Origin of the sequence: Ponticaulis koreensis DSM 19734 (assembly GCF_000420665.1) — a bacterium.
Lineage (GTDB): Bacteria > Pseudomonadota > Alphaproteobacteria > Caulobacterales > Hyphomonadaceae > Ponticaulis > Ponticaulis koreensis.
Genome location: NZ_ATVJ01000001.1, coordinates 653,337 through 666,732 on the forward strand (window position 1 = coordinate 653,337; position 13,396 = coordinate 666,732).

Sequence of the window (13,396 nt, forward strand, 5' to 3'; positions counted from 1 at the left end):
CTGAGTTTTAAAACTTAGCTGAAATCGCCGACGCGCAGTTCACGTGCGCGAGTCAGGATCGCATTTTCGAGCTGAATTTCTGTGTCCGGGCTGACCGCTGCGTCTTCCCATCCAGTTGCGCCGCGAACCTGACGGAACGCAGACACGTTCACACCGTCAGCGCGAAGGCGTGTATCAAGGATATAAACAGTCAGCTTGAAACGCTCATCAGGCGTTTCCGGTGTAGAATACCAGTCAGTGATGATCACGCCGCCCTGTGGGTCAGCGCTTGCCAGCGGCATGAAATCAACCGTGTCGAGCGTTGCACGCCAGAGAAATGCGTTTACACCAACGATAGTCGCCTGCGTATCTGCCTCTGACTCACGGCTGGAGGAGCTACATCCGGCAACCGTCAGTGCGCATGCCCCAAGAACAGCTGCTAAAGCTCTAAATTTACTCATGATCACTCCCGGCATTCACGCCAAACTGTGTCTTCAAAACGTTTTCCGCTTCGGTGTATAGCATGCACATCGTAAGCTGAAAGTCCCGATCAGCAATCAACAGGTCGAAAATGCGTATCTTCTTTTTAATGTTCCTCGCAGGTATGCCGCTGGCAAGCGCCGCTATCGCAGAAACTGAGTATGATTTCGACACGGATCTGACCCTTGTGGCGTCCATTCTTTCGGACGAAAGCGAGGGTGTTGAAACCGAAGGTCTGATGGGAGAATTGTCCTTTGGCGGCTCTGCCAGTCAGGTTCTGGAGAACGGGGTAGAGGTCAGCGGAAACTTTGCCTTTCGCCTGCAGTCAGATCACCCCAACCGCGCAGGCTTTTCGGGGCACATAATAGAGTGCCCGCCCGCATTTGCAGGCTGCCCGAGCCTTAACGGACAAGGCATTCGCGGCGCGTTTTCTCGCATTTCTACACTTTCTTTTACCGACGAAGCCGGGCCGCGCGGCAGCCTTGAGCGGGCCTATATTGAGATTGATGGCGGCTGGGGCGCGCTGGGCATTGGCATTGATGAGGGCGTGGGCGCTCGCTTTTACGAAGGCGGCCCGACCGTCTTCACGCTTGCGCGCGATCATGACCCGATCCTCGACCCGACCGGTATAAACGGTGTGCGCGTTCGCAATGATATCTCCTCCATCGGGGCGAAGGTCAGCTATGTCACCCCGCGCATTCTGGGTCTGCGCGCTGGTCTCTCTTATACGCCGGATGCAGGCACACGCGGGCTGGACCTCGATACAGACAGACGCGCACCCGGCGTAATCGAGCCAGAACTTGATGATGTCATCGAAGTGGGGCTTCAATTTTCTCGTCTGCTCCGTAGCGCAGACCTTCGCGTTCGCAGCTCGCTGACCTGGTCACAAGCCAATAGCGCCTCTTCTTTTTATAGCGATACATCGACCACCAGCTTCGGGCTGGAATTTGAACGCCGCGATGTTTTCCGCGTCGGCTTCAGCCTTTTATCCTCGGACAATGGCGGTTTTGGCGACTATTCGGCCCTCAGCGCGGGTGGTGAATGGTATGTCGATGGCTGGGCGATTGGCGTAAACGGGGTACACGCCGAAGACGACACAATCGGCTTTACCTCGCAATCAGTGACTGTTGGCGCCTCTCACGAGATCAACGACATGATCGATTTCACCATCGGCTATCGTGATAGCGAAACGGACTTCGACCTCGTTAACTTTTCTGCACAGAATTCAGCCACTCACAGCGGAGTGTTGCTCGAAGTCCGCATTCAAAAATAATTCAAGATTCATATGCTAGGCTGACCTTTCAATTAACCTGAAAGTCGGCATAAATATCATTATGAAAACGCATATGCTCATCTGTGCAGGGATTACCCTGATATTCTGTGGCTCCGCCGCAGCTCAGAACGCGTCTGCAATTTCACCTGACGAGTCCAGCTATCTGACACCGAACAGCTGGACACGTAATTTCACCCTGTCCGACACGACACCTAGCCCGAGCGATCCGGTCCCGAGCGTTACGCTTCAGGAGCGGTCTCAGGATTTCCAGATTATCGGAACCAGCCGCTGGGCCATGAACCTCAACGTCACCACACGTTCGGAAGATTCTCCGCTACCACGCGAAGAATACCGTGCGGGCGCGACCTATCAGTTCACGCCGCGCTTCAGCTTTGGTGGTTCTGTGAGCGTTGGTGCTGACGAGCTGGACGATGTGTCCCGCTGGCAGGAACAGGAAGTTGAAGCAGGCGTTCGTCTCGAAACGACCTTCCGCTTTTAGGCTTTCCCTTTAATTCGTATCATCCGGATAGCGTGAGAAATCGTCTGACTTAACGATTCCGTGGTCCTCAAGCCAGTTGCGAACCGGCGCGAGCATACGCATGACGGCATGGCGGGTCGGGCGCGATGTTGTAAAGGCTGGCAGCCCCTCGTCGGCGATCACCAGATCCGCAATGTATTTATGAGGGCCGGTCACGCGGTGATGGGTCGGGCGCACAAAATTCAGGTACTGGGAAATCACGCGGTCGACGCTACGGCCCCGCCCGCCCTGATCTTCGGGCGCGGTATCACGCAGAATACGGCGCGCAAGACGCAGATCATCGGGCGTATCGACATAGACTTTCAGGTCGAAAAGCTCGGCAATCGCCGGGTCAGACAGCACGTGGATGCCTTCAACAATCGTAACGCGCTTCGGAACGACAGTTTCAAATTCGCCTTTTTTGCGGTCATGCGCAGCAAAGTCATACACCGGCTGGTCGATGGTTTCGCCACGTTTCAAAGCTGCGATATCGCGATACATCATTGCCATGTCTTTGGAGCGGACATCATCAAAGTTGATGGTCGCTTCGACTTCTGCTGCCGGCATGCCGACAATGCCATTCTCTTCGCGGGTTTTGTAGTAATTGTCCTCACCCAGCACTACGCACAGCTCTTCACCCAGTACGCAGGCGATGGCTTCAGAAAGTGTGGATTTACCGGAACCCGATCCGCCGGAGACAGCGATCAGGCAAACAGTCTGTTCAGGGGGCGTGTGTGGCAAGGTCTGACACCGGTCCGTTCAGCATGAGAAAATGTGAGCGGCTTGCCTGCACGAGAACGACAAGACGGACAAGCCCTTCGCCATCAACTTCTGGCACTATGACGCGGTTTGTACGTCCGCGCGCGAGCATCTCGCCATTTTTACGCTCGAGAATCCAGCCACCCACCGGACGTCCGTTGAGTTCAGTCGGCAGGTCAAATGTCAGGCCCGGAAAAATGCGCGACGGCCAGTTCTCATCAAGATAACCTTCGGCCGAGAGAAACACCTGCACGCCGACATAGGTATTGCCATGGCGAACAATCGCAGCGCCGGCATGGGAGTAATCAGCATTGATCATCACATCGAAGTGGCGCGGGCTGAGCTCTAACTGCTCCTGCAACAGGCCCGGATTATAGGTCTCGGGCCAGCCATCGCGGTACCAGGCAAGGTTCTCACCGGCATAGCCGAAAATCTCATTCCGGCGCAGGCGGCGCAGACGGTCATCATTGCGGAGACCTTCCAGAGACTGGTGAGAGAAATAGTCCCGCCGCAACATATCAATGCCATGCAGACGCGCGACTTCAGCAGCGCCCGGATGCCAGACAACCGGCGGAAGGCCCTGCGCTACGCGAACTTCATTGAGGCGGTGAAACATGACCAGCACATCACCATCCAGCATCTGCATTTCGGGTGCATTCTCGCCAAGACAGCGGGCCGCATATTGCAAATAGGAGGAGACATCGGTCGGGAGGGTCTGCGTATGCGCACAGCGCTCTGCAGCCGTCGTATAGGAAATGTCCACCGGAGCAGGCACCAATTCATCAGCCCCTAAGGACCGGTTAGGCATCTGCTCCAGCAGGATAAAAACGCACAGGAATGTTACGCAGAAATTCAGGGCTCCTGAGAGACTATCCCATCGAGAACCAGGCATTCAGAAGCCCCTGTTACACTGCGATCACTCTTCGGAATCAGAGGCTTTCTCTTTACCGGTTTCCTGATCAACGACCTTCATAGACAGGCGTACTTTGCCACGATCGTCGAAGCCAAGCAACTTGACCCATACAGTATCACCTTCAGAAACAACGTCCTTCGGGTGTTTTACGCGCTCTTCAGCCATCTGGCTGACATGCACGAGACCGTCTTTAGGGCCAAAGAAGTTCACGAAAGCACCGAAGTCTTTGACGGCAACAACCTTGCCTTCATAAACTTCGCCGACTTCCGGTTCAGCAACGATAGAGTGGATCCACTTGCGAGCCGCATCGATGGACGCCTTATCGAGCGCAGACAGGGTAACCTTGCCGTCGTCTTCGATATTGACCTTCGCACCTGTGGTCTCAACGATCTCACGGATGACCTTGCCGCCAGAACCGATAACTTCACGGATCTTGTCGGAAGGAATCTGCATGCTTTCCATTTGTGGCGCGTTTGCAGACAGCTCACCGCGGCTTTCGCCGAGCGCTTTGTTCATCTCGCCAAGGATGTGCATGCGACCGCCGCTCGCCTGAGCGAGAGCCGTTTTCATGATGTCCTCAGTGATACCAGCGATTTTGATGTCCATCTGCAGAGAGGTGATACCTTCAGATGTACCCGCCACTTTGAAGTCCATGTCGCCGAGGTGATCTTCGTCGCCCAGGATGTCAGACAGAACAGCAACGCCGTCTTCGTCTTTGATCAGACCCATAGCGATACCGGAAACCGGACGCTTGATCGGAACACCAGCATCCATAAGCGCCAGAGATGTACCGCAAACAGTCGCCATGGAAGACGAACCGTTAGACTCGGTGATCTCGGAAACAACGCGCAGAACGTAAGGGAATTCGTCCTTCGTAGGCAGAACTGCCTTCGTTGCACGCCATGCCAGCTTACCGTGACCGATTTCACGACGACCCGCACCGCCCATACGACCTGTCTCGCCGACAGAATATGGTGGGAAGTTGTAGTGCAGCATGAACGATTCTTTGTAGAGACCGTCCAGACCGTCAATCATCTGCTCGTCGTCAGCTGTACCGAGTGTCGCCACACAGATCGCCTGAGTTTCACCGCGGGTGAACAAGGCAGAACCGTGAGTACGTGGCAGAATGCCAACTTCGGAAACAATCGGGCGAACCTGATCAAGCGCACGGCCGTCAATACGAACGCCGGTCTTGATGATGTCGCCGCGAACGACTTTCGCTTCAGCTTTCTTGAACACGTCTTTGAAGACGAGAGCATCCATGCCCTCTTTCTCTTCAGTCGCAACCAGAGCTTCAGCCGCTTTCGCGCGCGCTTCGCCTACAGCTGCCTGACGCTCAGCCTTGTCCTTGATCTTGTAAGCAGCAGACAGGTCTGCGCCAACGAGGTCCTGAACCTGCTTGAGTTCTGCAGAGCGATCTTCCGGCTCATAGTCCCAAGGCTCTTTCGCAGCGCGTTCGCCAAGGTCGATGATCAGGTCGATAACTTCCTGGATCGCTTTGTGGCCAGCCATTACAGCGCCCAGCATAACGTCTTCGGAAAGTTCTTTCGCTTCGGACTCAACCATCATGACCGCGTCCTGAGTACCCGCAACGCAGAGGTCGAGGTCGCTCTCAGGAAGCGCCTGAATAGTCGGGTTGATGATGTACTCACCATCTTTATAGCCAACGCGGCAACCGCCGATCGGGCCCATGAACGGTACACCTGAAATGGTGAGCGCCGCAGATGCAGCAACCATAGCAACCATGTCAGGATCGTTTTCACCGTCATAAGACAGTGCAGTCAGAACGACTTGAACTTCGTTTTTGAAGCCATCAACGAAAAGCGGACGGATCGGACGGTCAATGAGACGTGATGTCAGCGTTTCTTTTTCGGTCGGGCGACCTTCGCGCTTGAAGAAACCGCCTGGAATGCGGCCAGCAGCGTAGTATTTTTCCTGGTAGTTTACGGTCAGCGGGAAAAAGTCCTGACCTGGTTTAGCCTCTTTCTGGGCTACGACAGTCGCGAGAACCGTTGTCTCGCCATAGGTTGCCAGCACGGCACCGTCGGCCTGACGCGCTACGCGTCCAGTCTCCAGCACAAGCGGACGACCCGCCCATTCTGTCGACACTACATGTTTATCGAACATATATCTCTCTTTTCATACAAAAACCCGCCAGTAGCCGGATTGCCGCTGGCGGGTATTTTCTCGGTTTGCCTTAGCGGCGGAGACCGAGCTCTCCAATGAGCGCCTGATAACGCTCTTCATCACGGGACTTTACATAGTCCAGCAGCTTCCGGCGTGTTGCGACCATTTTCAGGAGGCCACGACGGGAGTGATTGTCTTTTTTGTTGTCTTTGAAGTGCTCTGTGAGGTTTGAAATGCGCTCTGTGAGGATCGCAACCTGTACTTCAGGTGAACCTGTGTCACCTTCTGAACGAGCAAATTTCTTGACCAGCTCTTGTTTCTTTTCAGCCGTAATCGACATCGCAATACTTTCTTTCTTCGCCCGCTTTGGGGAGGGCGTGTGTTATAGCCAGATTGGCATTGGAAACAGGTCGCTTGCCTCAGTTCAGCGCATGCCGAGATGTCGTCCAGCAAGGCTAAGTGCGACACAGGTCGACCCGTGGCGCGCTTATGACAGAAAATGCCCTGAAAGGAAAGACCTGTCGGGCCGTGGCGCGCGCCCCTGCGCATTACCTTCGAATTATTTTGTGCGGTTAATCTGCGGTTAAGGTCTTCATAACGTCCGTTAACCGATACGGGCGTAGCTTTCACGCCATGCTCAAGATTTCGCGCCGCGCCCTACGCTTCTATTTTATCGGTATCGCGCTGATCGCTCTGATGACGACAGCCGGTCATATGCTGATCACCCGCGTTGTGGGTGATCAGCAAGCCTATGCGTCCGTCATCAACCTGTCGGGTCGCCAGCGTATGCTCTCCCAGCGGATCGCACTCAATGCGCAAGGTTTGCTGCTGACGAATATGCAACGCGACTATGATGCGTTGAGCCAGTCTCTCGATGAATTCGAATCCGCGCACACAGCTCTGATGACCGGGTCACCTCATCCGCGCCTCACATGGAATGCACCGGTTAACGCCTCTACAGAGGTTATCTATCGCGGCGAAACCAATCTTGATGAGCAGGTGCAGACGTATATCCGTCAGGGACGTATGATGCTGACGGACGAGACACGCACGCAAAGTGTGGCCGATGCGCTTCGTGACCAAAGCGCGGGCGAGCTGATCAACGGCCTTGAGCTTGCCGTTAGAGAATACCAGAGAGAAGCGGAAATCGCCAGCGACCGCGCCATTCAGATTGGCACTGTCCTCTGGGTCGCGACCCTCATCATGCTCATCATAGAATGGGTGTTTATCTTCAAGCCGCAGAATGACAGGCTATATCGCCTGATCAGAATGCTCGTAAAGCAAAAGCGCCGTATTGGTCGGGCTCGAGAGCGGTTTTTGCTCGCGGCAACATCCGTGCGCTTCGGCATCTGGGACAGACCAGACACGTCTGAAACCCGAATAGTGTTCACAGAATCATTCCTGCGCGCGATGAGCATTCGAAATGCTTCCGATATCAAGCAATGCTGTGATGGATTTCTGGATCTCGTCCACCCGGACCACAAAGAAGACACTCGCAATCGCCTGTTCTCGGACGCGGCTTACCGGGAAAAGGATGCGACAATGGTGCATCTTCTTCGGATTGCGCCTGACGAATATCGATGGTTTCAGACCAAGCTCCGCAATCTGGACTATGACAAGAACGGCATTCCGCGCCGCCAGGTCGCTTTCGTATTAGATATCCACCGCCAAAAACTGGCCGAACAGATCAAGAGCGAATTCGTCTCGACAATGAACCACGAGCTGCGCACCCCGCTCACCTCGATAAAAGGCTCACTTCAGCTCTTATCGTCTGGCAAGCTAATGGAGCTGAACCCGTCAGCGGGTCATCTGGTCGGCATGGCGATGACGAACACAGAGCGGCTGTCCGCGCTGGTTGAGGGTATTCTCGATCTTGAGCGCCTTGATGCGGGCCGTATGCCTGCTTCGCCGGAAACTCTGCCGCTGAAAGAGGTGCTTGGCCAATGCGTCGAGAATGCCGAAGGCTATGCCAGCGCCCACGGCATTGAGATCGTCAGAGGCTGCTGCACGGGTGCAGAAGCACTTATACATGTCGACCCGGCACATCTGGCCCGCGTCATGGACAATCTTTTATCAAACGCCATCAAGTTTTCCGGTGACTCCAAACAGATCACCGTCTCCTGCAAAGCCAACGAAGATCACGTGTCCTTCTCTGTAGCCGATCAGGGTATCGGTATTGATCCGGATTTTCGTCAGCGCATGTTTGATCGCTTTACCCAATTCGATGGCAGCTCCACCCGTAGTCATCAGGGCTCCGGCCTTGGTCTGGCGATTGTTCGGGAACTGGTGACGCTTATGAATGGGGAGGTGAGCTGCACATCTGTTCTGAGCGAAGGCTCTTCGTTCACAGTCACCCTGCCCCGCGCGCACACCGTCACAAATACACAGATGATCGATCTGCCTTCGCAGATAACGGCAGCCTGAACCGTACCGCATATGGCGGATAAAGGGCAGCTAACAGCGCAATTCCCGCACGAAAATGCTGTGACATTATCTGAAAAAAGTTTTGCATCCTGACGCCCTCGCACCGGTCGAGGGCATTTTTTGTTTTAGAAATCAGAGCTAAGGCGCGAGATTCAGGGGTTTCTGAATTATTAGAATAAGAATGTTGACAAACTTACACACCTTGCATATATTTATCTCAATAAAGGAACACAAACGGCGCCTCCCCAGACGCCGAAACAGAAAGGAGCTTATTATGAAAAAGCTTGTTTATCGTGGTTACGAAGTTCGCGCTGCTAACGACAATGCAGCTCCGAAAAAAGACGCAAAACTCTTTTATCGCGGCGCGCCAGTCGCTGCAAAAGCAAACGCGTCTGAACGTAAGAACACCGCACGCCTCATCTATCGCGGCAGTGCCGCTGCATAATTAGATAATTAGAGGCGAACCTGGACTGCCCCCCAATCTTTCCAGGTTTTCTGAAGGGCTGCCCGCCCCCAATTTCCCGGCAGCCCTTTTTTCTTGCCTGAAGTTTGGGTCAGATCTGGAAAACGCGGAACGGCTTGAAAAAGCCCGCGCGGATTTCACCGAGCGCCAGCGCCGTACCGTCAGCCATAGCGAGCGCGACCCGATCATCAGAGTCTTCACCCTGCAATTCGGCCCGTAGCGTCTGGAACTTGCTCATTTCATGCGGCAGCAGGCGGAACTCATTGCCATTGCGCAGCTTCATCTCTCCCTCAGAAGAAATCTCGATCGCCGGAATGTCGTCCAGCGCAGCCTCGATAGGCACGAGAAGGCGCCTGCGAGTTTCAAGGTCGCTGACGGCTTCGAGAAGTTCTGGCGAATTACCTTCAGAGATTTCAAAATTGCCGACGCGCGTACGTTTCAGCGCGGAGACATGCCCTTCAAGGTCAAGCTTTGCTGCAAGGTCACGTACGAGCGAGCGAATATAGAAGCCTTTGCCGCAGGTGACATGAATAATTGCCTTATCACGGGTTGAGGCCTCATCAAGGCGCGCTTCATAGAGGGTCACCTGACGTGATTGCAGCTCAACCTCTTCACCGTCGCGCGCGAGATCATAGGCGCGCTCGCCATTCACCTTGATGGCGGAGAATTTTGGCGGGACTTGCTCGATATCACCGACAAAGGTTTCGAGCGCAGCAGAAATCTCTTCCATGTTGGCGCGCGCGTCTGATTGCGCGACCACATCGCCTTCACGGTCCTGCGTGGTCGTGGATGAGCCCCATGCAATCGTGAACGTGTAGTCCTTATCCGCATCCATGGCGTAGGCAGACGTTTTGGTTGCTTCACCGAACGCAATCGGAAGCACGCCGTCAGCCAGCGGGTCGAGCGTGCCACCATGACCGGCTTTCTGGGCATTGAACAATCGCTTTACGAGGCCAACGGCCTGCGTGGATGTCATCTCCACCGGCTTGTTGAAATTGAGCCAGCCATGGACCGGATCGCCCTTACGGTTCTTCTTGCGTGCCAAAACACATACCTCTCAGATCATCGCCGGATCGGACGGCGTATGATCGCTGCAGACCTGAACAGGAACGGGATGTTCCAATTTAGAATTTGATGATTGGGGCGTCTCTCTAGCCCGTCAGTTATGGGGCGTAAACCCGAAATCCGGCGCTTCTTTTATATAGAGGTGGCTGTGGCTATCGACCATTCGGCCATCATATCCCGATAGCATGCGGCAGACAGGGGCCTCTCCGAACAGCTGCGGCTCTGTATAGGTGAAGGCCACGCAGCCGAGAAACACTTCGCAGGCAATGGCGCAGTCCAGAGGCGTCTCAACCGCCCATTCCTCATTGCCATCCCGCAGCACCGTGACCTCCTCCAGATCGGATACATTCACGCCGGCATTCCAGCTGAAATTCTCGATCCGGCGCGCAGGCTGATAGTCTTCACCATCAGGCGAGACAGATTGCGCCATGGCCGGCAGAGCGCAGAGAGCACTAAGGCAGAAAAGAGCGATCCGAAATGTCATCAGAAACGATCTTTAGTCTGATGCCCATTCATCTGCAACGGCGCGGCCTGTATCCGGAAAATCGGTGAAGAAGCCTGTTACGCCCGCATCAAGAATGGCGCGGATTTCATCTTCAATGGTTTCAAAACCGGGCGCGATATCATCATCGCGGAACGTCCATGCGTGAACTTCAAGACCAAGCTCGCGGGCGCGTTGCGCATAGCCGGTTGGCTCTTGCGTCCGATAATCGAGAACCAGAGTTTTGAACGGGCCAACGCCATCAGCGTATTCGGCGATATCTTCCAACTCATAGCTCGGTGCGCCATCCAGCGCATAACCTTCAGGATAAACCAGCTGAACAAGCGGAATGTTATCGAAAGCGCGCCTGTCATTCAGGTCGCGCAGGATACCGTCCTCGAAAGACTGCACGTAGATGGGCAGGTCGCAGTTATAATCTTTCAGCGCAGCAAACAGCGTAGTTTCTAACGCTCCGGCCATATTGAGGCCGCGCGCCGCATGGTGTTCAGGCCATTTTGTTTCCGGATAGACGCCGAACGCCGCATAGCTTCCCTGATTAATGTCTGCGCTATCGTATGGGCGGCAACTACGCATGGCGAGCGCCAGAACGCTGTCAAACCGCGGTATTGGCAGAATATCATTATGCGTATGGTCGCGGCCCGGACGAACCTGCCGGGCGCGCAGCGTGCTCAGCTCTTCATAGGTAAAATCCCAGACAAACCAGTCGGTAAGCTCTGTCCCGTCCGGGCCAGTAACTGTGGTCTGGCGATCTGCAAATTCAGGATGGTCGGCAATATCTGTCGAGTCCGACAGCCACGGGTCATGGCGCGCGACCAGAACGCCGTCAGAGGTCATGACGAGATCGGGTTCGATAAAGTCAGCGCCCATATCAATAGCGAGCTGATAAGCGTCCAGCGTATGCTCCGGCAGATAGCCGCTCGCCCCGCGATGGGCGATCACCGTGATATCGCTGCGATCAACAACCGTTTCAGCGACTGGCGAAGGTATTGCCGAGCAAGACGCCAGAACACCGGCCAGCCCAGCGGAAACGATTGAAAGATTACGCATTTTATTCTTCTTCGCCGTCTTCGAAGCCTTCGCGTTCGGCAACTTTGTTGAGCAGTTTGTCCATCGCAGATGCTTCGTCATAGCTTTCGTCGGCGAGGAAGCGCAGCTGCGGCGTAAATTTCATATCGATATTCCGGCCGAGCTTGCCACGAATGAAGGCTGATGCGCGGTTCAGCGCGTCAGCAACCGCTTTAGCGTCATTGCTGCCAACGAGCGGCGAACAGAAAACCGTCGCGTGCTTCAGGTCTGGCGAAGTACGCACTTCGCCTACCGTGACGGATACGCCCTGAAGCGCGGGATCACGAAACTCCTCGCGCGCGAGAATATCAACAAGCGCGTGGCGCACAAGTTCTCCAGCACGGAGCTGGCGCTGGGATGGCCCCATCGGGCCGGTAGATTTGTGTTTCTTATTCATGGCGGCCTCTCTATCAGAGAAATGAGGCAATGTGCAGACAGAAGATCACACTTCTTCGATGAGCTCCGGTCCCTGATTGCGGACGTTTCCAACTTTCGGATCGACCACCCAGGCATGCATCTCATCAGTCGGGTATGGCTCGAACAGATCGTCCATCTTCCGGTAATCGCCATCAATCCAGCGCGCATAATTATCCGGATGAATAATCACCGGCATGCGCGTGTGAATACCCGCCATCAGATCATTCGGCTGGGTTGTCAGAATGGTGAAAGTATTCAGCTCGGAACCATCGATATGCGCGCAATCCCAGAGGCCTGCAAAACAGAACCAGCGCCGGTTACGTAGCCCGATCGCAAAAGGGATTTTGGAATTACCCTGACGCGACCATTCATAAAACCCGCTTACCGGAATCAGACAGCGCTTATGGCGGAATGCGCCTCGATAACTCGCCGCTTCATGAGCGGTTTCCACGCGAGCATTGAAGGTCGAAAACTTCTTCTCAGACAGTGGCTTATTCCACCAGCTCGGCACCAGCCCCCAGAGGGAAGGAAACATTTCCATCTCGTGCGTATCAAGGTTTCGACGCACGACCGGGCTGATCGTCATTGGCGCAATATTGTATTTTGCTTCTGGTGGTTCGACGTTCTCAGGCGGAATGATGCCAAGGCTGTCGCGATATTCTTCCCAGCTCACACCATGTCTGAAAAATCTGCCGCACATAGACTCGCCTCCTATCAGGGCGCGAGTGTAGCGGGGATCGGAAGAAAGAACAGATCAGGCAGTCATATCCGTGGCGTCGCCGGACGCGCGGTCACGATATTCCTGAAGCACAGCGATCGCAGTTTTACGATCTTTACGCTGCTCAAACCAATTCGTCGGAATGAGCACGTCGTCGCCATCCACCACGTGAACACGAATGAAATTGCTGTCGGCGGTGATGTCGCTAATGCCATCCCACACGATACGGGTGCGGATATGGCCTCGCGTCCAGAAAATACCGGCCTCATCGACTTCAACATCGGTGTGTTTGCCGACCTCGGATGTGCGCCCATAGCTATGGCGATACGACCAGCGCATGAAAATGAGATACCAGGTGATACCGGCCATGGCCGCAACAAGGCTGGCGCTGAGAAGTGTCCAGTAAGGATCAACGCCTGCACGCTCCAGTGAGGCAGATACAATAGTCGACATGCCGGCCGCAATCGCTGGTGCGGTGACACCGGCATAATAGACCGATGTCGGCCCGACACGTCCGGAACGAACCCGGCGCGCAAGTTTCTTCATCTGTTTTTGGGAAACGGTCCCGCCAATCCGCAGAGTTGGCAGTTCAGATGCATCCAAAGAATTGGCATCTGCAAGATTGGACTGAAGCAGTGTTGCGGTCATACCATACAGGTTAACCGCAACACCTGTTTCTGTAGTAATTCAAAAG

15 protein-coding genes are annotated in these 13,396 nt (G+C 54.7%); 4 read left to right on the forward strand and 11 right to left on the reverse strand.

Annotation, left to right across the window (positions count from 1 at the left end; all coding sequences use genetic code 11):
* Positions 1-14: 14 nt before the first annotated feature.
* Positions 15-440 carry a DUF3576 domain-containing protein gene (locus G523_RS0103525; RefSeq protein WP_022693646.1) on the reverse strand — a complete coding sequence of 142 codons (426 nt, stop codon included), beginning with the start codon at positions 438-440 and terminating at the stop codon, positions 15-17.
* A 110-nt stretch (positions 441-550) separates the two neighbouring features.
* Between G523_RS0103525 and G523_RS0103530 the strand changes: the two genes are divergently transcribed.
* Positions 551-1,732 (forward strand): porin, encoded by a 1,182-nt coding sequence (locus G523_RS0103530; protein ID WP_022693647.1) that lies wholly within the window; start codon positions 551-553, stop codon positions 1,730-1,732.
* A 73-nt stretch (positions 1,733-1,805) separates the two neighbouring features.
* Entirely contained in the window at positions 1,806-2,231 is a 426-nt protein-coding gene (locus G523_RS20070) for an NtrZ family periplasmic regulatory protein (protein ID WP_022693648.1), read from the forward strand.
* Between the two features lie 9 nt (positions 2,232-2,240).
* Here the strand turns inward: G523_RS20070 and G523_RS0103540 are convergent, their stop codons facing one another.
* From G523_RS0103540 to rpsO, 4 genes are all read right to left on the reverse strand, one after another.
* Positions 2,241-2,990 (reverse strand): nucleoside/nucleotide kinase family protein, encoded by a 750-nt coding sequence (locus tag G523_RS0103540; protein WP_022693649.1) that lies wholly within the window; start codon positions 2,988-2,990, stop codon positions 2,241-2,243.
* Positions 2,971-3,900, reverse strand: coding sequence for a CAP domain-containing protein (locus G523_RS20075; protein WP_022693650.1), 930 nt, complete (start codon positions 3,898-3,900; stop codon positions 2,971-2,973). The genes G523_RS0103540 and G523_RS20075 overlap by 20 nt, the downstream gene beginning before the upstream one ends.
* 24 nt (positions 3,901-3,924) lie before the next feature.
* Positions 3,925-6,048, reverse strand: coding sequence for a polyribonucleotide nucleotidyltransferase (gene pnp / locus G523_RS0103550; RefSeq protein WP_022693651.1), 2,124 nt, complete (start codon positions 6,046-6,048; stop codon positions 3,925-3,927).
* Positions 6,049-6,118: 70 nt separating this feature from the next.
* A complete protein-coding gene (rpsO, locus tag G523_RS0103555; RefSeq protein WP_022693652.1) occupies positions 6,119-6,388 on the reverse strand; it encodes a 30S ribosomal protein S15 in 270 nt (89 codons plus the stop codon).
* Positions 6,389-6,681: 293 nt separating this feature from the next.
* Between rpsO and G523_RS20080 the strand changes: the two genes are divergently transcribed.
* Together G523_RS20080 and G523_RS20820 are read left to right on the forward strand one after the other, a co-directional pair.
* On the forward strand, positions 6,682-8,472 hold the full coding sequence (locus G523_RS20080; RefSeq protein WP_022693653.1) for an ATP-binding protein: 1,791 nt from the start codon (positions 6,682-6,684) through the stop codon (positions 8,470-8,472).
* A gap of 274 nt (positions 8,473-8,746) precedes the next feature.
* Positions 8,747-8,917, forward strand: a complete 171-nt coding sequence (locus G523_RS20820; protein ID WP_022693654.1) for a hypothetical protein — start codon at positions 8,747-8,749, stop codon at positions 8,915-8,917.
* A 109-nt stretch (positions 8,918-9,026) separates the two neighbouring features.
* Here G523_RS20820 and truB read toward each other — a convergent pair whose 3' ends face one another.
* From truB to G523_RS0103595, 6 genes are all read right to left on the reverse strand, one after another.
* Positions 9,027-9,980, reverse strand: a complete 954-nt coding sequence (gene truB / locus G523_RS0103570) for a tRNA pseudouridine(55) synthase TruB (RefSeq protein ID WP_022693655.1) — start codon at positions 9,978-9,980, stop codon at positions 9,027-9,029.
* 114 nt (positions 9,981-10,094) lie between these two features.
* Positions 10,095-10,484 carry a PAN/Apple domain-containing protein gene (locus G523_RS0103575; protein ID WP_022693656.1) on the reverse strand — a complete coding sequence of 130 codons (390 nt, stop codon included), beginning with the start codon at positions 10,482-10,484 and terminating at the stop codon, positions 10,095-10,097.
* A 12-nt stretch (positions 10,485-10,496) separates the two neighbouring features.
* Positions 10,497-11,549: a glycerophosphodiester phosphodiesterase family protein gene (locus G523_RS0103580; RefSeq protein ID WP_022693657.1), complete on the reverse strand. Its 1,053-nt coding sequence runs from the start codon at positions 11,547-11,549 to the stop codon at positions 10,497-10,499.
* A gap of 1 nt (position 11,550) precedes the next feature.
* The gene (gene rbfA / locus G523_RS0103585) at positions 11,551-11,964 is read right to left on the reverse strand and encodes a 30S ribosome-binding factor RbfA (protein WP_022693658.1); all 414 of its coding nucleotides are present in this window, start codon (positions 11,962-11,964) and stop codon (positions 11,551-11,553) included.
* Between the two features lie 45 nt (positions 11,965-12,009).
* Entirely contained in the window at positions 12,010-12,684 is a 675-nt protein-coding gene (locus tag G523_RS0103590; protein WP_022693659.1) for an SOS response-associated peptidase, read from the reverse strand.
* 54 nt (positions 12,685-12,738) lie between these two features.
* Positions 12,739-13,350, reverse strand: a complete 612-nt coding sequence (locus G523_RS0103595) for a YcxB family protein (protein WP_022693660.1) — start codon at positions 13,348-13,350, stop codon at positions 12,739-12,741.
* Positions 13,351-13,396 lie beyond the last annotated feature (46 nt).